The organism is Curtobacterium sp. MCBA15_013 (assembly GCF_001865095.1).
Taxonomy (GTDB): Bacteria; Actinomycetota; Actinomycetes; order Actinomycetales; family Microbacteriaceae; genus Curtobacterium.
This window is the reverse complement of the sequence record NZ_MJGQ01000001.1, coordinates 105,007-123,672: the sequence shown is the minus strand read 5'-3', so window position 1 is coordinate 123,672 and position 18,666 is coordinate 105,007. Positions and strand designations below refer to the sequence as shown.

At 72.5% G+C, this 18,666-nt stretch carries 17 protein-coding genes; 12 read left to right on the top strand and 5 right to left on the bottom strand.

From position 1 onward, the window contains the following. The first annotated feature begins 33 nt into the window (after positions 1–33). From BIV01_RS00580 to BIV01_RS00565, 3 genes are all read left to right on the top strand, one after another. Positions 34–486: an NUDIX domain-containing protein gene (locus BIV01_RS00580; RefSeq protein ID WP_071301596.1), complete on the top strand. Its 453-nt coding sequence runs from the start codon at positions 34–36 to the stop codon at positions 484–486. A gap of 127 nt (positions 487–613) precedes the next feature. After that, complete coding sequence (locus BIV01_RS00575) at positions 614–2,641, top strand: carboxypeptidase-like regulatory domain-containing protein (RefSeq protein ID WP_071301595.1); 2,028 nt, start codon at positions 614–616, stop codon at positions 2,639–2,641. 266 nt (positions 2,642–2,907) lie between these two features. Next, complete coding sequence (locus tag BIV01_RS00565; protein ID WP_139199153.1) at positions 2,908–4,284, top strand: MFS transporter; 1,377 nt, start codon at positions 2,908–2,910, stop codon at positions 4,282–4,284. Between the two features lie 39 nt (positions 4,285–4,323). Here the strand turns inward: BIV01_RS00565 and BIV01_RS00560 are convergent, their stop codons facing one another. Continuing rightward, positions 4,324–5,352 (bottom strand): hypothetical protein, encoded by a 1,029-nt coding sequence (locus BIV01_RS00560; RefSeq protein ID WP_071301593.1) that lies wholly within the window; start codon positions 5,350–5,352, stop codon positions 4,324–4,326. Positions 5,353–5,442: 90 nt separating this feature from the next. Here BIV01_RS00560 and BIV01_RS00555 point away from each other — a divergent pair, with 90 nt between their 5' ends. After that, positions 5,443–5,646, top strand: coding sequence for a hypothetical protein (locus BIV01_RS00555; RefSeq protein WP_071294668.1), 204 nt, complete (start codon positions 5,443–5,445; stop codon positions 5,644–5,646). 24 nt (positions 5,647–5,670) lie between these two features. Here the strand turns inward: BIV01_RS00555 and BIV01_RS00550 are convergent, their stop codons facing one another. Then, entirely contained in the window at positions 5,671–6,399 is a 729-nt protein-coding gene (locus BIV01_RS00550) for a YidC/Oxa1 family membrane protein insertase (protein WP_071301592.1), read from the bottom strand. A 67-nt stretch (positions 6,400–6,466) separates the two neighbouring features. After that, positions 6,467–6,742 (bottom strand): hypothetical protein, encoded by a 276-nt coding sequence (locus BIV01_RS00545; protein WP_071301591.1) that lies wholly within the window; start codon positions 6,740–6,742, stop codon positions 6,467–6,469. A gap of 67 nt (positions 6,743–6,809) precedes the next feature. Here BIV01_RS00545 and ybaK point away from each other — a divergent pair, with 67 nt between their 5' ends. From ybaK to pdxT, 8 genes are all read left to right on the top strand, one after another. Beyond that, the gene (ybaK, locus tag BIV01_RS00540; RefSeq protein ID WP_070418963.1) at positions 6,810–7,295 is read left to right on the top strand and encodes a Cys-tRNA(Pro) deacylase; all 486 of its coding nucleotides are present in this window, start codon (positions 6,810–6,812) and stop codon (positions 7,293–7,295) included. 95 nt (positions 7,296–7,390) lie between these two features. Then, positions 7,391–9,985, top strand: coding sequence for an ATP-dependent Clp protease ATP-binding subunit (locus BIV01_RS00535; RefSeq protein WP_071301590.1), 2,595 nt, complete (start codon positions 7,391–7,393; stop codon positions 9,983–9,985). A gap of 585 nt (positions 9,986–10,570) precedes the next feature. Then, positions 10,571–10,804 carry a hypothetical protein gene (locus BIV01_RS00530; RefSeq protein ID WP_139199152.1) on the top strand — a complete coding sequence of 78 codons (234 nt, stop codon included), beginning with the start codon at positions 10,571–10,573 and terminating at the stop codon, positions 10,802–10,804. A gap of 201 nt (positions 10,805–11,005) precedes the next feature. Next, the gene (locus BIV01_RS00525; RefSeq protein ID WP_070418966.1) at positions 11,006–11,548 is read left to right on the top strand and encodes an adenine phosphoribosyltransferase; all 543 of its coding nucleotides are present in this window, start codon (positions 11,006–11,008) and stop codon (positions 11,546–11,548) included. Positions 11,549–11,610: 62 nt separating this feature from the next. Continuing rightward, entirely contained in the window at positions 11,611–13,662 is a 2,052-nt protein-coding gene (gene thrS, locus BIV01_RS00520; RefSeq protein ID WP_441294365.1) for a threonine--tRNA ligase, read from the top strand. Then, positions 13,662–14,345, top strand: coding sequence for an HIT family protein (locus tag BIV01_RS00515; protein WP_083413678.1), 684 nt, complete (start codon positions 13,662–13,664; stop codon positions 14,343–14,345). The genes thrS and BIV01_RS00515 overlap by 1 nt, the downstream gene beginning before the upstream one ends. A gap of 12 nt (positions 14,346–14,357) precedes the next feature. Beyond that, positions 14,358–15,278: a pyridoxal 5'-phosphate synthase lyase subunit PdxS gene (pdxS, locus tag BIV01_RS00510; protein ID WP_070418967.1), complete on the top strand. Its 921-nt coding sequence runs from the start codon at positions 14,358–14,360 to the stop codon at positions 15,276–15,278. Then, a complete protein-coding gene (pdxT, locus tag BIV01_RS00505) occupies positions 15,272–15,868 on the top strand; it encodes a pyridoxal 5'-phosphate synthase glutaminase subunit PdxT (protein WP_071301588.1) in 597 nt (198 codons plus the stop codon). Before pdxS ends, pdxT begins: the two co-directional genes overlap by 7 nt. A gap of 27 nt (positions 15,869–15,895) precedes the next feature. On the opposite strand, the gene BIV01_RS00500 is transcribed toward pdxT, so the two are convergent. After that, positions 15,896–17,353, bottom strand: coding sequence for a tetratricopeptide repeat protein (locus tag BIV01_RS00500; protein ID WP_071301587.1), 1,458 nt, complete (start codon positions 17,351–17,353; stop codon positions 15,896–15,898). Next, positions 17,353–18,621 carry an AAA family ATPase gene (locus tag BIV01_RS00495; protein ID WP_071301586.1) on the bottom strand — a complete coding sequence of 423 codons (1,269 nt, stop codon included), beginning with the start codon at positions 18,619–18,621 and terminating at the stop codon, positions 17,353–17,355. The genes BIV01_RS00500 and BIV01_RS00495 overlap by 1 nt, the downstream gene beginning before the upstream one ends. Positions 18,622–18,666: the final 45 nt, after the last annotated feature.

Sequence of the window (18,666 nt, the reverse complement as noted above, 5' to 3'; positions counted from 1 at the left end):
GTGTCGCCGTTGCCCGCTGTGTAGCCTCGCGCTGTGGTGTTGAGCGCTGGACTCCTGCTGTACCGGGCCGACGACGTCGGCGTGCAGGTCTGGATCGCGCACATGGGCGGGCCGTTCTGGCGGAACCGCCCGCGCGCGTGGTCGATCCCGAAGGGGATCGTCGAGGGGGACGAGGACCCGCTCGACACCGCACGGCGCGAGTTCGCCGAGGAGATCGGGGTCGCCGCACCGGACGGACCGGTGACCGACCTCGGCGAGGTGCGGCAGGCGTCCGGCAAGCGCGTGCGGGTGTTCGCGGTCGACGCCCCGGGCTTCTCGGTCGATCGGGTGAGGTCGAACACGGCGCGGATCGAGCTGCCGCGGGGCTCCGGACGGTTCGTCGAGGTGCCGGAGGTCGACGACGCACGCTGGGTCCCGATCGACGAGGCGCGGTCGATGGTCGTCGCGGGACAAGTCGCGGCGCTGGACCGGCTGACCGCGGAGTGATCGACCATCACGAACGCGTCTCGTTCTGGACGGACTTCGCGCCCGTGGATAGCCTGAGCAAGCGTCGAGAATCCGGCGTCTGGCTCAGGGACCAGGTCAGCACGAGCAGGGGAGCACGATGCGGCGCTTGCGCACCGTCACGGCGGCACTGACCGCCCTCGCACTCGGAGGGGGACTCGCGCTCGTCGGCGCGTCGTCCGCCTCCGCTGAACCGGTCGGGCACTGGGGGACGTTCACCCTCGCCGGCCAGAGCAAGGCCTACACCGGCACCGTCAGCATGCCTGGCTTCCCGGAGACCACCTTCACGTCCAACTCGCGGCAGTCGACCGTGATCAGCGGCAACTCGACCTGGCAGGGCCCGAACACCGGTCCGGGCACGGCGTACGGGTCGAGTCGCGGCAACACCTACCTCAACCAGCGACCGCTCGCCGATGCGGCCGGCCAGCCGTCGGTCACCACGTACACGTTCGCGGAGCCGACACCGGGTGCGAGCAGCTGGTCCTTCGTGCTCGGCGACGTCGACGCCGACCGTGCGACGATCTCGGCGGTCACCCAGTCCGGCGCCGCCGCGACCGCCGCCGACCTCGGGTTCCAGAGCGTCTACAACTCGTGCTCGGCGACCTCGCCGGGTGGCTGGTCGTGCCCGGCGGATCCGGACGGGTCGACCGGGCGGGACGTCCCGACCTGGGACCCCGCCACGCTGACGCTCACGGGCAACACGGGCTCGGTGGACACCGCCGGCGCGACCGCCTGGTTCACGCCGACGACCCCGCTGACGAGCCTGACCATCACGTACGAGCGCCGGAGCGGGTTCCCCGTCTACCAGACGTGGTTCGCCAACCGCACCGCCGCGATCACCGGCACGGCCACGCTCGACGGCACGCCGATCCCCGGCGCGACCGTCACCGTGACGGCGCCGCGCGGGACCGTGTACACCACGACGACGGACGCCGAGGGGAAGTACGCGTTCCCCGAGCTCCCCGTCATCAACGACTACGAGGTGGCGATCACCGCTCCGCCCGGGGCGACGGGTGCCGCCACGGCGACGGGCGTCTCGTTGAACGGCGTCCCGGGAGGTGCGGACCAGGTCCGCGACTTCACGTTCACGTCGCCCACGGGGACCACCGCGGTGATCGGACAGGTCGTCGACGACGCGGGCAACCCTGCGGCGGACGTCCCCGTGGTCATCACCGACCCGAACGCGACCGCGCCGATCCAGACGGTCACGAACGACCAGGGCTACTACACGGCGTCAGGCCTGACCCCGAACACACCGGTCACCGTCGCCGTCGACGGGGCGGACCCGGTCACGGTCACGACGGGTGAGGCGGCTCCCGCGGCACCCACGCGGGCCGACCCGATCGAGACCGCCGCCGTCGCGAGCATCGGCGGCGTCGTCCGCCTCGACGGGACACCGCAGGGCGGGGTGGCCGTGGAGCTGCTCGACGCGGCCGGCACGGTCGTCGCGACGACGGTCACCGGCACTGACGGCTCGTACTCGTTCACGACGGTGGGCGGCACCTACACGGTCCGCTCGGCACTCCCGACGCCGGACGCGACGGGCACGGCGACGAGCACCGCGGTGACGCTGGTCGGCGGCGGCGCGGACCAGACCCGTGACTTCGCCTTCACGACCCCGGCAGCGCCCGAGGCGGTCACCACGAGCGCGAACGGCCGTGTCCTGGACACGAACGACGCACCGGTCGCCGGACGCACCGTGACGGCCACGCCGGACGAGGCGGACTCGGGCGGACCCGTGACGGCCACCACCGGCGCCGACGGCCGGTACACGCTCGACGGCCTCGCCCCGTCGACCGACTACACCGTGTCGGTCTCCGGGAGCGACGCGACGGTCGGGTTCACGTCCGGTCTCGACGACACCGACGTGGTGACCGTCGACGACCTCGTCGTCGCAGCCGCCGCGACCCCGAGCCCGACGCCGACCGCCACGCCGACGCCCTCGGCGAGCCCCGTCCCGACGACCGCGCCGGTCGCCGCGACGGGCTCCGGCCCGACGAACGGCGCCCTCGCCTACACGGGCGCCGACCTGACGCCGGGGCTCATCGCCGCGGGCGTGCTCGTGCTGCTCGGCGGCGGACTCCTGACGTTCCGCGCGGTGCGCAACCGTCGCCGGACGTCGCACCTGCAGGACTGACACCTGTCGCGCAACGGGGTGGGGCCGAGCGGTCCCACCCCGTTCTGCGTCCCGGGAACAATTCCCGTCACTGCGCCGTTGGAGCGGTCCGAGGAAGTTCTCAGCGGCACCCCCTCGCGCCCCTCGCCACACCGTGCAAGACTGGAGGAGCGCACTCGCCGTGGAGTCGTACCCACAACCACATCCACAGCTCGAGCGCGCAGTTCCTCGTCTCCTCCGACGTCGTCGCCGTGCGCCCGGACGTCCCCAGCGAGGAGGTCAGCCCCGTGTCAACCACCACCACCCGAACCTCGGCCGTGCCCACGCACACGCGGCCGATCACCGTGACGACCGGTTCGATCGTCGGCATCGCCGTGCTCGGGCTCGCCACGTTCTTCGCGATCACGACGGAGCTCATGCCGGTCGGGTTGCTCGGCACGATGAGCCACGACCTCGGGGTCTCCGAGTCGACCATGGGCATCGTCGTCACCGTGTACGCGGCGGCCGTGGCCCTGCTCGCGCTGCCCCTGACGTCGTTCACGGCCCGGCTGCCGCGCAAGGCGGTCCTCGTCGCGACCCTCGTCGGGTACGCCGTCTCCAACCTCATGGTGGCGCTCGCGCCGTCCTTCGCCGTGGTGTGCGCGGGACGGATCGTCGGCGGTGTGGCCCACGCGCTGTTCTTCTCCGTCGCCTCGGCGTACGCGACCCGGATCGTGCCACCGCGCCTCGCGGGCCGTGCGATCGCATTCGTGTACTCGGGCAGCTCGCTCGGCTTCGTGCTCGGCGTCCCGATCGCGACCTGGGTCGCGCAGCACATCGGCTGGCGACCCGCCGTGGGTTCCGTGGCGGTCGCCTCGGCGGTGCTCGCAGGCGTCGCGCTCGCCTTCCTGCCGGCCGTGCGCGGTGCCTCCTCGCCGCACATCGGTTCGCCGCGCGCCTGGGCCCGGACCGGCCTGCTCTCGGTCGTCGTCGCCGACCTGCTCCTCTTCGCGGGCCACTACGTCGTCTACACGTACATCGGCCCGTACGCCATCGACGCCGGACTCGCGCCCGACCTGGTCTCCGGCGCGCTCCTCGTCCTTGGTGCCACCGGGGTCGTCGGACTCTGGCTCGCCGGACTCTTCGTCGACCGCGCTCCGCGGCAGACCCTGATCGTCTCGGTCGCCGTCATGGCCGCGGCGTTCGCCGTGCTGCCCTTCGTGCACGGATCGCTCGTGGGGACGATGACCGTCGCCGGCGTCTGGATGGCGGCGAACGGCACCACGGGCACGCTCTTCATGGCCGCTGCGATCCGCACCGGTGGCGTGTCGCCCGACATCGCCGGTGCGCTCGTGAACGGCGCCTCGAACATCGGGATCGCCGGCGGCGCGGCCCTCGGCGGCCAGGCCCTCGGCGCCGTCGGCCTCCAGTGGATGCCGTTCGCCGGTGGGGCGGTCCTCGTCGCGTCCCTCGGCGTCGTGATCGCCGCACGCAAGGGCTTCCCGGCGCGGACGCACGCGCAGGAGCACCTGTCGACGTCGTCGCTCGAGGCCATCACCTCCTCGCTCGCCGTCGTCACGACGTCGGTCCCGACGATCAGCCGGGCGATCCAGACGGTCACCGGATCGGTCGGGGTGGTCACCGGCGCGATCCGGACGCGTCGATCCGGCGAACCGTCCGCCTAGGACCGGCCGGGCGGGCGCAGTCCGCACGGGCTCGATCGATCAGTTCTCGTTCGTCACGGTGCCCTGCACCCCGCCGCCCCGGAGGCTCAGCGTCAGCGTGCCGCTCATCGACTGCGCCGACAGCGAGACCGACCCGTGCAGCGCGTCCTGCCGCGGGTAGCACGCGGACGTCGACTCCAGCCGGTTCGCCGTCGCGACGAGGCAGATCGTCGACCGGTCCGTCCCGACGCCGGCCCACACGCTCCAGGGGGTCTCGAACGAGCCGCCGTCGAGCGCACGGTTCGTGAAGATGAGCCGCGTCGTCCGGAGCGTGACCGGCGCCTCGACCGGTCCCGGCAGCTGGTCGGCGTAGGTCTGCGGCGCGTCCAGCAGGTCCTCGAGCGTGATCGTCCCGGCACTCGGCGTCACGCTCGGCGCCGCCGCCGGGTCCGGCCTCGAGGTCCCGACCACCGTCCCCGCCGCGAACGCCACGCCGACGGCCGCCGCGACGCCCAGCCCGATCCAGACGCGCGGCCGGGTGGTCCAGAGCACCCGTGCGGCTCGCGTCCGCCAGGCGCCGATGCGGTCCAGGAGGCGCGACCCGCCTCCGCCACGGTCGCCCGGCTCCGTCTCGTGGTCCGGTCCGTCGGTGACCCCGCCCGCGTCGTTCGTCGTCGCTCGGTCGACCGTGCTCGGCCCATCCGCGGCGGCGGCCGCGCCCTGTGGTCCCGCCTCCGGTGTCCGCGGCCCCGGTGTCGACGGCACCGAGACCGGACCCGGTGCCGGCGTCGTGACCCGGTCGGCGACGGCTCCCGAGGAACCGGCGAGGGGCCGCGCACCGCCGGTGTGGAACGGGCTCGTCGTGCCGGACGTGACGGCCCGGTCGGAGCCCGCCGCGGAGGTCGGACGCGACCGCCCCGTCGACCGGGCCCGCGGGGAGACGGGGGCCGCGCCTCCTGGACCGCGCCGTCCTCGGCCGAGCCGCTCGAGGGCGAGCCGCGCTGCGGCCGCGTCGGTCTCGGACGCGGCACCACCCCATGCGAGCGCCTCGAGCCGTGCTCGTTCTGCTGCCACGTCGTCGTCGGCCATGCGCACTCCCGGTCCGGTCGCACTGTCCGCCCATCGTCCCACCGGCGCCGTGCGGGCGCGCACCCAGTTCGCGGGGCGTAGACGGGGGTCATGAGCGACAAGCACGATCCCGACCCCGAGACCCTCGAGCCGCTGAGCCACGACACGCAGTCCGGCGAGGCCGACTACGTCGCGACGAGCCCGGGCGGGACGGGCACCGAGCGGCACGTCCCCCTGCCGGACGAGGAGCAGGGCCGCGGCACCGAGTACGACCCCGTCGACCAGGGCCCGCAGCAGGAGGGCCAGGGCGGCTGACACGCCCGCCGCCCGACCGCGACGTCAGGCGAGCACGCGTCGCAGCACCGCACGCTCCCCGAGCGTCCACGCCGCACTCGTGACGACGTAGAGTGCGGCGGCCAGGGGCGCGATCGCGGCGAACACCACCGTGACGAAGGGTGCCCACCGGCCGATCGCCGCCGTCGCACCCGCTCCCGGCACCGCGGCGTCCGGCACCGCCGCCGGGTTCCACCGCAGGTTCGCCCGCCGGGTGAGCTCGACCACGAGGGCGAGCAGGAGCACGACGACCCACGCGTGCCACCAGAGCGGCGAGGTCACGACGACCACGAGCGAGTGCCCGAGGGGGACGCCCGCGAGCGTGGCCGTCAGCAGGGTGTTCACCGTGCCGTCGATCGAGGCGTGCGTGAACAGCGTGTACACGAGCGACAGCACCGGTGCCTGGGCGAGGACCGGCAGGCACCCGGCGAGCGGCGAGACCTTCTCGTTCGTGTACAGCTCCTGCATCGCACGCTGCAGCCGTTCGGCGTCCTGCGCGTGGCGCTTCCGGAGCGCGGCGATCTGCGGGGCGAGGCGTCGGCGGTCCCGTTCCGCGCGGACCTGCAGCACGGCGAGCGGGACGAGGACGGCCCGGACCACGAGGGTGAGCAGCACGACGGCGACGGCGGCGGCGAGCCCTCCGGCGACGGGGGAGAGCGCCGCGCTGGTGGCGGCGAGGAGGTCGGCGCCGCCGTGCAGCAGCGGCCCGACGAGGGGCAGGGTGGTGAGGTCCATGACGTTCCGATCGGTTCGGTGGGAGGGTTCGCGTGTACGGCCCGTCCACCGGTCGGTGGTCAGGGCCTCAGGCGACGGCTCCCGGTGCCCGGGGTCGGGCGTGCCCGTCGGCGTCGGGGTGGCTCCACGCGATCCGCGTCACGAGGTCGGCCGGGGCGCGCGACGACGCCGACCGGACCGGCACCAGGCCGAGGACGATCGCGAGGACGCCGGCGACCAGCACCGCGACCGCCACGGCCGTGAGTCCGAGCGCGGCGACCGCGAGCAGCGGGACGGCACCGACCGACGGGTCGCCGAGCACCAGCGCGGCGGTGGCGCGCAGCAGGAGTTCGACGGCGGTCATGGTCCGTTCAGGGTAACGCCCGCGCGCCGTCGTGGGGGAAGTGGCTGGTCACGGCAGGATCGTGCCCATGACCGCAGGTTCGCCGAGCACCCCAGCGACCGCCGCCCTCGAGCGGGCAGGGGTCGCGTACACGCCGCACGTGTACGAGCACCACGAGACCGCCACGAACTTCGGCGAGGAGGCCGCGGCCGCCCTCGGGCTCCGCGAGGAGCAGGTGTTCAAGACCCTCGTGGTGTCGGTCGACGGTGCCCTGGCCGTGGCGATCGTCCCGGTGGCGAACCGGCTCGACCTCAAGGCGATCGCGGCTGCCGTCGGCGGGAAGAAGGCGACGCTCGCGGACCCGGCCCTCGCCGAGAAGCGCACGGGCTACGTGGTGGGCGGGATCAGCCCGGTCGGGCAGAAGACGAAGCTGCCGACCGTGGTGGACGAGTCGGCGCTGTCCTACGCGAGCATCTTCGTGTCCGGCGGGCGTCGCGGCTTCGACATCGAGGTGTCCCCGGCGGACCTCGTGCGCATCACCGAGGCGACCGCAGCACCGATCGCACGGACCTGAGCCGGGTCGCCGCAAGTTTCTTCCACGACCGGGAATGACCCGGTCCCTCCTGCGTTGCATTGAGTCGAAGGCACTCAAGTTCCCAGGAGGTCCCTTTGCCAGCAACGTTCGGCCCGACCGGCGGCAACGACTCGTTCGACGAGTTCCTCGCCCGCCTGCTCGCGGCACAGGACTCCGGCGCCCAGCGATCCGTACCGCTGGGACGCCCGGTCGACATCACGCGACTGCTCAGCCGTCGCACCCACGAGCTGCTCCAGCGCACCGCGGAGTTCGCGGCCGAGCAGGGCCAGCACGAGATCGACGCCCTGCACGTCCTGCACGTGCTCGTCCGCACCGACCCGTTCACCGCGGTCCTCCGGCACGCCGGGGTCGACCCCGAGCAGTTCGCGGACGAGGTCGAGCAGCGCCTGCCGATGGCGCGCGAACCCCGCCAGCAGCCCGACGGTCGCCCGGCCCTGACCGGGACCGCGCAGCGGATCCTGCTCGAGGCCACCCAGGCCGCCCGCGGGTTCGGCAGCACCTACACCGATCCCGAGCACGTCTTCTTCGCGCTCGTCATGGACCAGGACACCGTCACCGGGCAGCTGCTCGCCAGTGCCGGCGTCACCCCGCAGGTGATGCAGGACTACGCCGCGCAGGCCGCGGCGGCCGCCAGGGAGGGGCGCACGATGCCCACGAGCACCGACCAGACCACCGACACCGAGAGCGACACCCCGACGCTCGACCAGTTCGGCACCGACCTCACCGAGCGGGCCCGCGACGGCCGCATCGACCCGGTGATCGGCCGCGCCGACGAGATCGAGCAGACCGTCGAGATCCTGCTCCGTCGCACCAAGAACAACCCCGTCCTCATCGGCGAGCCCGGCGTCGGCAAGACCGCCATCGTCGAGGGACTCGCCCAGCGCATCGCCGACGGCGACGTGCCCGTGCTGCTGCAGGGCAAGCGCGTGGTCGCCCTCGACCTCGCCGGCATGCTCTCCGGCACGCGCTACCGCGGCGACTTCGAGGAGCGCCTCACGAAGGCGATGGACGAGATCGCGGCGCACGCCGACGAGCTCATCGTGTTCGTGGACGAGCTCCACACCGTCGTCGGCACCGGTGGTGGCGGCGAGGGCGGTTCGATGGACGCCGGCAACATCCTCAAGCCCCGGCTGGCCCGTGGCGACCTGCACATGGTCGGCGCGACCACGTTGAACGAGTACCGCCGGATCGAGAAGGACGCCGCACTCGAGCGTCGCTTCCAGCCGGTCACGGTGGGGGAGCCGAGCGTCGAGGACGCCGTCGCGATCCTGACCGGACTCGCCCCGCGCTACGAGGAGCACCACAGCGTCACCTACACGCCGGACGCCCTGCGCGCCTCGGTCGAGCTCTCGCACCGCTACGTCACCGACCGGCACCTGCCGGACAAGGCCATCGACCTCATCGACCAGGCCGGCGCACGTCGTCGCCTGGCCCTGTCGGGCGACGTCGACGTCGAGGCGCTCCGCGCACAGGTCGCGACGCTCACCGCGTCGAAGGACGCGGCCGTCGCCGAGGAGCACTACGAGGAAGCGTCGCGCCTGCGCGACGAGATCGACGGACTGGAGGCGCGGATCACCGCCGCCCGATCGGCCGACGCGGGTCGCGCCTCCGGTCCGGAATCCGTGGGCACCTCGATCACGGAGGAGGACATCGCGGCCGTCGTGTCGCGTGCCACCGGGATCCCGGCGACCCGCCTGACGCAGGGCGACCGCTCCCGGCTCGCCGCGCTCGAGGACGAACTCCACGAGCGCGTCGTCGGCCAGGACGACGCCGTGCGGGCGATCGCGACCGCGGTGCGGCGCAGCCGGACCGGCATGGGCGACCCCCGTCGTCCGGTGGGCAGCTTCCTGTTCCTCGGTCCGACCGGTGTCGGCAAGACCGAGCTCGCGAAGGCGTTGGCCGGGTCGCTGTTCGGCGACGAGTCGGCGATGCTGCGCTTCGACATGAGCGAGTTCGGCGAGCGGCACACCGTGTCGCGGTTGGTCGGCGCCCCTCCCGGGTACGTCGGCTACGACGAGGCCGGGCAGCTGACCGAGCGTGTCCGTCGGAACCCGTACTCGGTCGTCCTGCTCGACGAGGTCGAGAAGGCGCACCCGGACGTGTTCAACCTGCTGCTGCAGGTGCTCGACGACGGTCGGCTGACGGACGGCCAGGGCCGCACGGTGGACTTCCGGAACACCGTCGTGATCATGACGTCGAACATCGGCTCGGAGTTCCTCGCGTCGCGCTCCGGTGCACTCGGCTTCGCGCCGGTCGGCGCGGGGGACGGGTTCGCCGAGGACGACCTGCGCGCCCGGGTCATGGGCAAGCTCCGTGAGGCGATGCGGCCGGAGTTCATCAACCGCATCGACGAGATCGTGCTGTTCCGCAAGCTCGACCGCTCGCAGATCGAGTCGATCGTGTCGCTCCTGCTCGAGGACACCGCGCTGCGCCTCGTCGCCCAGGGGATGACCCTGACGGTGACGGACGCCGCGGTCGGGTGGCTCGCCGAGCACGGCTACGAGCCGGAGTACGGCGCCCGCCCGCTCCGTCGGCTGATCCAGCGCGAGGTCGACGACCGCATCGCGAGCCTCGTGGTCGACGAGGCCGTGGCCGCGGGCGACACCGTCCGGGTCGACGTGGTCGACGGCGCGCTCGACGCCACGGTCGCGGTCCCCGCCGCGGTCTAGGCACCTCGTCCGCATCGAACGCCCCGGTACCCCTCGTGGGACCGGGGCGTTCTGCGTGTCCGGCGTCTCCGAACTGTTCGGGAATGCAATTCCGGACGAATCTCGAGAAAAGGGTTGCGCGGGGAATACCGGTGTGGATAGTGTTCACGAGCAGCAATCACCGCGTCAGCACGAGACCGAGAGGGGGCCTGACCATGATGTTCACCGAAACGACTCCGTTCCGTGGAATCCGTACGTCCGGCGGCACCCCGATCCGGGTCCGCTGACACGGGGCGTCCCACACCAGTCGCATCTCCGACCGGCCCGTCCGCGCTGAGGTCATCCTCGCCGTCCGGTGCCGTTCCGACCCTCGGTCGCACTCGCCCGTCGCCCTCGTGGTGACGCACTCGGCGTGTGCCCGAAACCGGTCGTGAATGTCGGTGGCCGGTGCGACGCTCCTTCCATCGGCAGCAATTCCTGACCGCACCCGTCGTGCATTCTTCGACGGGGCGCGGAATGCATTCTCGCGCATTCATCTCCCTTGCCCGCGTTCCGGGCAGTACTGCCATGCCCTGGCAGTCGTCGTCACGCCTGAAAGGCACCACCTTGTCAACGAAGACCGTCAACCGTCCCCCCGATACCCGTGCGGTGCGCCGTCGGGTCTCGCTCTCCGACCGCATCGCACTCCGCATCGGGATGTCCCTGATCATCTGGAGTCGTCGGACGCACCACGTGCGTCCGTCGGTCGACCTCGAGACGCGCCGGCGCCTCGAACAGGACCGCGCCGCCCGCGAGGTCGCGTGGCTCACGCAGGTCGGCATGCTCAACCGCTGGCGCTGAGCCGCGCGGCGCGGCGGCGCGCGCCGCCCCGCGTCTGCCGCAGTGTGCGAGGTTCCGCTCTCCGTGCCCGGCCCCTGGCCCCGCACGGAGCGCGGGACCTCGCACACTGTCACGCGAACCGCGCCCCCGCGCCCCGCGCGCCCCACCGCGCACGGTGCGGGGCGGGTCGGGCGCACCCCGCGCCTCCCGTACCGTTGTCGGGTGACCGAAACCGCAGCTGCACTCGTCGAACGCCTCACCGCCATCGTCCCGGACTTCCCGTCGCCGGGGATCCTGTTCCGCGACGTCACGCCGGTGTTCTCCGACGCCGTCGCGTTCGGCCGCGTGTGCGAGGCACTCGCAGCACCCTTCGCGATCGGCGAGGGCTTCGCCGCCGTCGCCGGCATCGAGGCCCGCGGCTTCGCGCTGGCCGGCGGGATCGCCGCGCAGCACCAGGTCGGCGTCCTCACCGTCCGCAAGGCGGGCAAGCTCCCCGGCGAGGTCCTCAGCGAGCAGTACGCGCTCGAGTACGGCGAGGCCGAGCTCGAGCTCCGCCCCGGGCAGCTGCCCGCGGGCACGCGCGTGCTCGTGGTCGACGACGTCCTCGCGACCGGGGGCACCGCGGCCGCGACCGTGACCCTGCTCGAGCGCGCCGGCTACGAGGCGATCGGCTTCGCCGCGCTGCTCGAACTCGACGGCCTGTCGGGTCGCGAGCGCCTCGAACCGCGCCTGCCCGTGCAGACCCTCGGCGCCGTCCCCGCGTGAGCCTCGGCGGGCGCCCCGCGCACTAGTCTTGATCCACCATCCAACCGAGGAGTCCCATCATCGTGACCGAGTCAGTCGCCGCAGCGCCGGAAGGCGCGTCGCCGGACAACGCCGAGCCCGCAGCCGTGCCCCAGGCACCCGAGCCCCGCACCGCGACGACGACCACGACGGGCACCGAGCTGTTCGACGGCGTCCGCGGCGTCGTGGCGATCCGTGTCGCGGGTGTGCTCAAGGACCTCGCCGCCTCGGTCGACGCCGGTGACCTCGTCGAGCCGGTCACCCTCGACGAGCAGGACGGCCTCGACATCCTGCGCCACTCGGCCGCGCACGTGCTCGCGCAGGCGGTGCAGCAGATCAACCCCGACGCCAAGCTCGGCATCGGCCCGCCCGTCACCGACGGCTACTACTACGACTTCGACGTCGCCGAGCCCTTCACCCCCGAAGACCTCAAGGCGATCGAGAAGAACATGGACCGGATCATCCGGCAGGCCCAGCGCTTCCGCCGCGTCGTCGTCACCGACGAGGAAGCCCGCGAGCGCATGGCGGGGGAGCCCTACAAGCAGGAGCTCATCGGCCTCAAGGGTGCCGCGGACGCCGGCGACTCGGGCGAGAGCGTCGAGGTCGGTGCCGGCGAGCTGACGGTCTACGAGAACGTCGACCCGAAGACGGGCGAGGTCGTCTGGCAGGACCTCTGCCGCGGCCCGCACCTGCCGCACACCCGCATCATCGGCAACGCGTCGAAGCTCATGCGCGTCGCCGCGGCGTACTGGCGCGGCTCGGAGAAGAACCCGCAGCTCCAGCGCGTGTACGGCACGGCCTGGCCCGACAAGGACCAGCTCAAGGCCTACCTGCTCCGGCTGGAAGAGGCTGCGAAGCGCGACCACCGCAAGCTCGGCGCCGAGCTCGACCTGTTCTCCTTCCCCGACGAGATCGGGTCCGGCCTGGCGATCTTCCACCCGAAGGGCGGCATCATCCGCCGCGAGATGGAGGACTACTCGCGCCGTCGGCACGAGCAAGAGGGCTACTCGTTCGTCTACACGCCCCACATCACCAAGGGCGACCTGTTCGAGACCTCCGGGCACCTCGGCTGGTACAAGGACGGCATGTTCCCGGCCATGCACATGGACGAGGCGCGCGACGAAGACGGCAACATCACCCGCCAGGGCGCCGACTACTACCTCAAGCCGATGAACTGTCCGATGCACATCCTGGCGTACCGCTCGCAGGCCCGGTCCTACCGCGACCTGCCCCTGCGGATGTTCGAGTTCGGCACGGTCTACCGCAACGAGAAGTCCGGCGTCATCCACGGCCTCACCCGCGTGCGCGGCCTGACCCAGGACGACGCGCACATCTTCACCACGCAGGAGAAGATGAAGGAGGAGCTCACCACGACCCTCCAGTTCGTGCTGTCGCTGCTCCGTGACTACGGCCTCGACGACTTCTACCTCGAGCTCTCCACGAAGGACCCCGAGAAGTACGTCGGCGACGACGACGTGTGGGACGTCGCCACGAACACCCTGCGCGAGGTGGCGGAGGAGACCGGACTCGAACTCGTGCCGGACCCCGCCGGTGCCGCCTTCTACGGCCCGAAGATCTCCGTGCAGGCCCGTGACGCCATCGGCCGCACCTGGCAGATGTCGACCGTCCAGCTCGACTTCAACCTGCCCGAGCGCTTCGGCCTCGAGTACGCGGCGGCGGACGGCACGCGGCAGCGCCCCGTCATGATCCACCGCGCGCTGTTCGGCTCGATCGAGCGGTTCTTCGGCGTCCTCACCGAACACTACGCCGGCGCGTTCCCGGCCTGGCTCGCCCCGGTCCAGGTCGTCGCGATCCCGGTCGCGGCGGAGTACGGCGACTACCTCGACGAGGTCGTCGCGAGGCTGCGATCGCACGGCGTCCGTGCCGAGGTCGACCACTCGGACGACCGCATGCAGAAGAAGATCCGCACGCACACGAAGCAGAAGGTGCCGTTCCAGCTCATCGCGGGCGGCGACGACCGCGACGCCGGCGCGGTCTCGTTCCGCTTCCGTGACGGTCGACAGGACAACGGTGTGCCCGTGGACGAGGCGGTCGAGCGCATCCTCACCGCGATCCGCGAGCGCGCGCAGGTCTGATGACCCCTCCAGGAGGCACGGATCCCGTCGGTGGGACCGGTCGCGTCGACGACGCGGCCGGTTCCACCGCCGTGCCCGCTGCCGACTCGTCGGGTCCGGCCGGTGCGGCCGGCGCCGGCGGGGCGGACGACCCGCTCGTGATCCGTGACGCCGCGACCGGCGCCGCGGTGCCCGATGCGTTCCAGCGCCTCTGGAACCCGCACCGGATGGCGTACATCGACGCCGGGCGCGAGGGCAGGGGCCGCGGCCACGACGACGACTGCCCGTTCTGCGAGGCTCCGCACAAGTCTGACGAGGACGGCCTCATCGTCGCGCGGGGCGAGCACGCGTACGTCCTGCTCAACCTGTTCCCGTACAACAACGGGCACCTGCTCGTCTGCCCGTACCGCCACGTCCCGCTCTACGACGAGGCGACGCCGGACGAACTCCGCGAGATCGGCGAGCTCACCCAGACGGCGATGCGCGTCCTGCGTGCCGTGTCGCACTGCGACGGCTTCAACATCGGGATGAACCAGGGCGAGGTCGCCGGCGCCGGTGTGGCCGGTCACCTGCACCAGCACATCGTGCCGCGGTGGCAGTCGGACGCGAACTTCTTCCCGATCATCGCGCGGACGAAGTCGATGTCCCAGCTGCTCGGCGAGACCCGCCGACTCGTCGCCGAAGGGTGGCCGTCGGAGCACTAGACTGTCGGCATCATGAGCGACAGCAGCAGCACCACGAGCACCCCCGGCACCTCGATCACCGGCTCGGACCGCGTCAAGCGCGGCCTCGCCGAGATGCTCAAGGGCGGCGTGATCATGGACGTCGTCGACGCCGAGCAGGCCCGCATCGCGGAAGAGGCCGGCGCGACCGCCGTCATGGCCCTCGAGCGCGTCCCCGCCGACATCCGCGCGCAGGGTGGCGTCGCCCGCATGTCCGACCCCTCGATGATCGAGGAGATCATCGCGAGCGTGTCGATCCCCGTCATGGCGAAGGCCCGCATCGGCCACTTCGTCGAGGCGCAGGTGCTGCAGGAGCTCGGCGTCGACTACATCGACGAGTCCGAGGTGCTGTCGCCGGCCGACTACGTCAACCACATCGACAAGTGGAACTTCACCACCCCCTTCGTCTGCGGTGCGACCAACCTGGGCGAGGCGCTCCGTCGCATCACCGAGGGCGCGGCCATGATCCGCTCCAAGGGCGAGGCCGGCACAGGTGACGTGTCCGAGGCCACCAAGCACATCCGCACGATCAACAAGGAGATCGCGGCGCTGCGCCACCTCAAGGAAGACGAACTCTACGTCGCCGCGAAGGACCTGCAGGCCCCGTTCGACATCGTGAAGGAGGTCGCGCAGACCGGCAAGCTCCCCGTGGTGCTCTTCACCGCCGGTGGCGTCGCGACCCCGGCCGACGCCGCGATGATGATGCAGCTCGGCGCGGACGGCGTGTTCGTCGGCTCCGGCATCTTCAAGTCCGGCGACCCGGCCAAGCGTGCCGCCGCGATCGTCAAGGCGACGACCTTCCACGACGACCCCAAGGTCATCGCCGAGGTCTCCCGCGGTCTGGGCGAGGCGATGGTCGGCATCAACGTCGCCGACGTCCCCGCACCGCACCGTCTCGCCGAGCGCGGCTGGTGAGCGCCCGGCCCCGCATCGGGGTCCTCGCGCTGCAGGGCGACTTCCGTGAGCACATCGCGTCGCTGACGGAACTCGGTGCCGACGTGGTGCCGCTCCGTCGCCCGGAGGAGATCGGTGCCCTCGACGGCGTCGTCATCCCGGGCGGGGAGTCGAGCGTCATGGACAAGCTCGCGCGTGCCTTCGGCGTGGCCGAGCCGCTGTCCGAGGCGATCCGTGGCGGGCTGCCGACCTACGGTACCTGCGCGGGCATGATCATGCTCTCCTCGCGCATCGCTGCCGGCATCCCCGGGCAGCAGACGCTCGACGTGCTCGACACGACGGTGCGCCGCAACGCCTTCGGCAGCCAGAACGACTCGTTCGAGATCGACATCCCGATGCCGGCCCTCGGCGAGGCCCCGGTGCACGCGGTGTTCATCCGCGCGCCCGTGGTGGAGCGATACGGCCCCGGGGTCGACGTCCTCGGCGCGCTCCCCGACGGGCAGGTCGTCGCGGTCCAGCAGGGCGCCGTCATCGCGAGTGCGTTCCACCCCGAGGTCGCTGGCGAGGACCGCTTCCACCGGCGCTTCCTCGACCTCGTCCGCGCCGCCTGACGCCGACCAGCCGGTGGCTCGACGGGGTCAGGCCACGCCGGTAGCGACCAGCACCTGCACCACGACGGCCCGGACGGCGAACGCCGCGAACCCGAGGGCGATCACGGCGTACACGACGAGCCGAGCGCGCCGCGGCCGGCCCACCGCACGCAGGATCTCGGCCGCGCTCTGCAGCACGAACACCCGTGTGGCGAGCAGCAGCGGGACGGCGGCCACGGCCCACGTCCCCGTGGTCGGTGCCGCCAGCGCGACGATGCCCCAGGTCACGAGCGCGGCGAAGCCGGCGATGTACGCACCACCGCGGTCGTTCTCCTCCTTGCGACGCCGTCCGCGGTCGGCGACGAGCCCGTCCCACAGCCCGGACCGTACCTGACGTCGGCGTTGCACGATCGTGGTGACGTCCTGCGCAGCGGACTGCAGCAGCAGCGCGACGGCGAGCACGGTGACGATGGTGGTGTACCCGTCACCGGCTGGTGGGACGATGCCGGCGAGCAGGAGCACCGCTCCGGCGGCGCCGGCGACCCAGGTGAGTGCGGCGACGCCGAGCACGACCGGCACGAGCGGGACCCGCCGCATCGTCCGGAGGAGCAGTCCGCGCGGGAACTTCGCGAACGAGTGCACCTCCACGAAGCAGACCCAGAGCGCCGCGATGCCGGTCAGGGTCCACCCGAGCGTCTTCGTGACGGCGTTCGCACCGCCCCCGGCAGCGATGTGGGCGCCGAGCACCGTCACGACGAGCGACCAGGCGACGACACCGACCGGCACGGACACGAGGCTCCAGAGCCCGTCCTCCACACGCCGGCGGGCCTCCCACGACGTCGGGTGCTGCGCGAGGACCCGAGCGGACTGCGCGACCCGCTCGGACAGCTGCAGGACCGACCCGGCCGCGAGCATCACCCACTCGTCGTTCGGGTCGAGCTCGAGTGCTCGGTCCATGGCCTCGCGAGCCCGTGGCGCGAGGGCCCCGTCGGTCCACGAGAGGGCGCGGTAGCACTGCGCCGCGTCGGCGAACAGCCGGGCGTCGTGGGGTGCGAGCTCGAGCGCGCGGTCGAGGGCTGCCGCGGACCGGGCGACGTCCGCCGTCGGCCACGCGGCTTCCTCCGCTGCGGACCGCTTCGCGTGCGACCAGCGTGTGTGTGCGAACGCCCACAGCAGGTGCGCGGTCGCCCAGTCCGGCCGGCGCTCGCGCAGTTCCTCGGCCGCGGCCTTCGCCGCCTGGCGCTCGTTCGCGTCGAGCATCGCGTTCACCCGGGCGGACAGTGCGGTGGCGTTGTCGGGGTCGAGCGCGAGGGCGCGCTCGGCGGCGGTGCGACTGGCGGCGTGGTCGTGGCGTGCACGTTCCGCCCGTGCGAGCGTCGCCCACAGCCGGGGGTCGTCCGGTGTGCTCGCGACGGCGGCGGTGAGCACGGCCCGCGCGTCGTCCGGGCGCTTGAAGCCCAGGAGCGCGTCGGCGCGCTCGACCACGACGTCGACCGCGTCGGCCATCAGAGCTGCTTCTCCTCGCGGAGCCACTCGACCATGTCGTCGTACTCACCGCTGGCGTTGGAGTACTCCGCGACGTTGCGCGCGGTCTGCACCCAGGGGCCGATCGACGGCTTGACCTCCTTGAGGGCGGCGCGCATGTCGTCCATCCGCATCGGCCGCACCGACCCGGTCCGGATCGACTCCGTCATCGCCTTCTCCGCCGCGGTGGTCACGAGGTGCTCCAGGTCGGCGCCGGAGAAGCCCTTCGTGCGACGGACGAGGTCGCCGAGGTCGATGCCCTCGATCGGCCGTCGGCGGAGGTGGACACGGAGGATCGCCTCGCGGGCATCGTCGTCCGGCGGACGGACGAGGACCATCCGGTCGAAGCGTCCCGGTCGCTTCAGCGCGGCGTCGACCTCCCACGGGTGGTTCGTGGCCGCGAGGACGTAGACGCCGTCGTTCTGCGAGTCGACCCCGTCCATCTCGACGAGGATCTGGTTGACGACGTTCCGGAACGACGAGAACGTGTTCCCGCTCCGCTTCGCGCCGATCGCGTCCATCTCGTCGAAGAACAGCACGGCCGGCGCGTGCTCGCGGGCCGTGCGGAACACCCGGTGGATGTTCTTCTCGCTCTCGCCGATGAACCGGTCGAGCACGTCGCTGAGCGTGACGGAGATGAAGTGCGCCCCGAGCTCGCCGGCGATCGCGCGGGCGAGGAACGTCTTGCCGCAGCCGGGCGGACCGTACAGCAGCAGGCCGCCGCGGAGCTTCTTGCCGAACGCGGCCGCGATCTCGGGGTGCGCCATCGGCTGCAGGAACGACTCGTCGATCCGCCGCTTCACGACCTCGAGCCCGCCGACGTCGGCGAGCCGGACGGTCTCGCGGCGCAGCTCCGCCACCGGGTCGGCGTCCTCGGCGGTCTCGGCAGCCTCGGCCACGAGCTCATCGTCGTGCTCGGCCACGACCCGCTCGACGAACGGCGGCTCGGTCGGGTTCGCGATCGACGCTTCGAGCTCGGACCAGTCGATGTCCTCGTGCCGGTCGCTCGGTGCCGGTGTCGGCGGCGCGACCGGCGGCTCCGGCGGCGCCGCTGCCGCGAGGGCCGCGCGCCGGACGACCGCCTTCGCCGCCTCGTCCTCCGGCGCCTCGCGCAGCACGACGCTCGCCTGCTCGATCGCCTCGCCGTGCCGGCCGGCGTCGGCGAGCAGCTCGGCGTAGCGGACCCGGAGGGTCCGGTCGTCGGGGAGCGCCTGGACGGCGGCCTCGAGTGCGGACAGCGGATCGGTCATGCGTTCCCCCTGGTCGTCCCGGTGCTCCGCCCATCGTACGTGCGT

Excerpts from the sequence above, each read along its gene's own strand:
- pdxS (WP_070418967.1), top strand. The coding sequence starts at position 14,358 with ATGAGCGACAGCAGCAGCACCACGAGCACCCCCGGCACCTCGATCACC.
- ybaK (WP_070418963.1), top strand. The coding sequence starts at position 6,810 with ATGACCGCAGGTTCGCCGAGCACCCCAGCGACCGCCGCCCTCGAGCGG.
- BIV01_RS00555 (WP_071294668.1), top strand. The coding sequence starts at position 5,443 with ATGAGCGACAAGCACGATCCCGACCCCGAGACCCTCGAGCCGCTGAGC.
- BIV01_RS00550 (WP_071301592.1), bottom strand. The coding sequence starts at position 6,399 with ATGGACCTCACCACCCTGCCCCTCGTCGGGCCGCTGCTGCACGGCGGC.
- BIV01_RS00545 (WP_071301591.1), bottom strand. The coding sequence starts at position 6,742 with ATGACCGCCGTCGAACTCCTGCTGCGCGCCACCGCCGCGCTGGTGCTC.
- BIV01_RS00500 (WP_071301587.1), bottom strand. The coding sequence starts at position 17,353 with ATGGCCGACGCGGTCGACGTCGTGGTCGAGCGCGCCGACGCGCTCCTG.
- BIV01_RS00560 (WP_071301593.1), bottom strand. The coding sequence starts at position 5,352 with ATGGCCGACGACGACGTGGCAGCAGAACGAGCACGGCTCGAGGCGCTC.
- BIV01_RS00495 (WP_071301586.1), bottom strand. The coding sequence starts at position 18,621 with ATGACCGATCCGCTGTCCGCACTCGAGGCCGCCGTCCAGGCGCTCCCC.
- BIV01_RS00515 (WP_083413678.1), top strand. The coding sequence starts at position 13,662 with ATGACCCCTCCAGGAGGCACGGATCCCGTCGGTGGGACCGGTCGCGTC.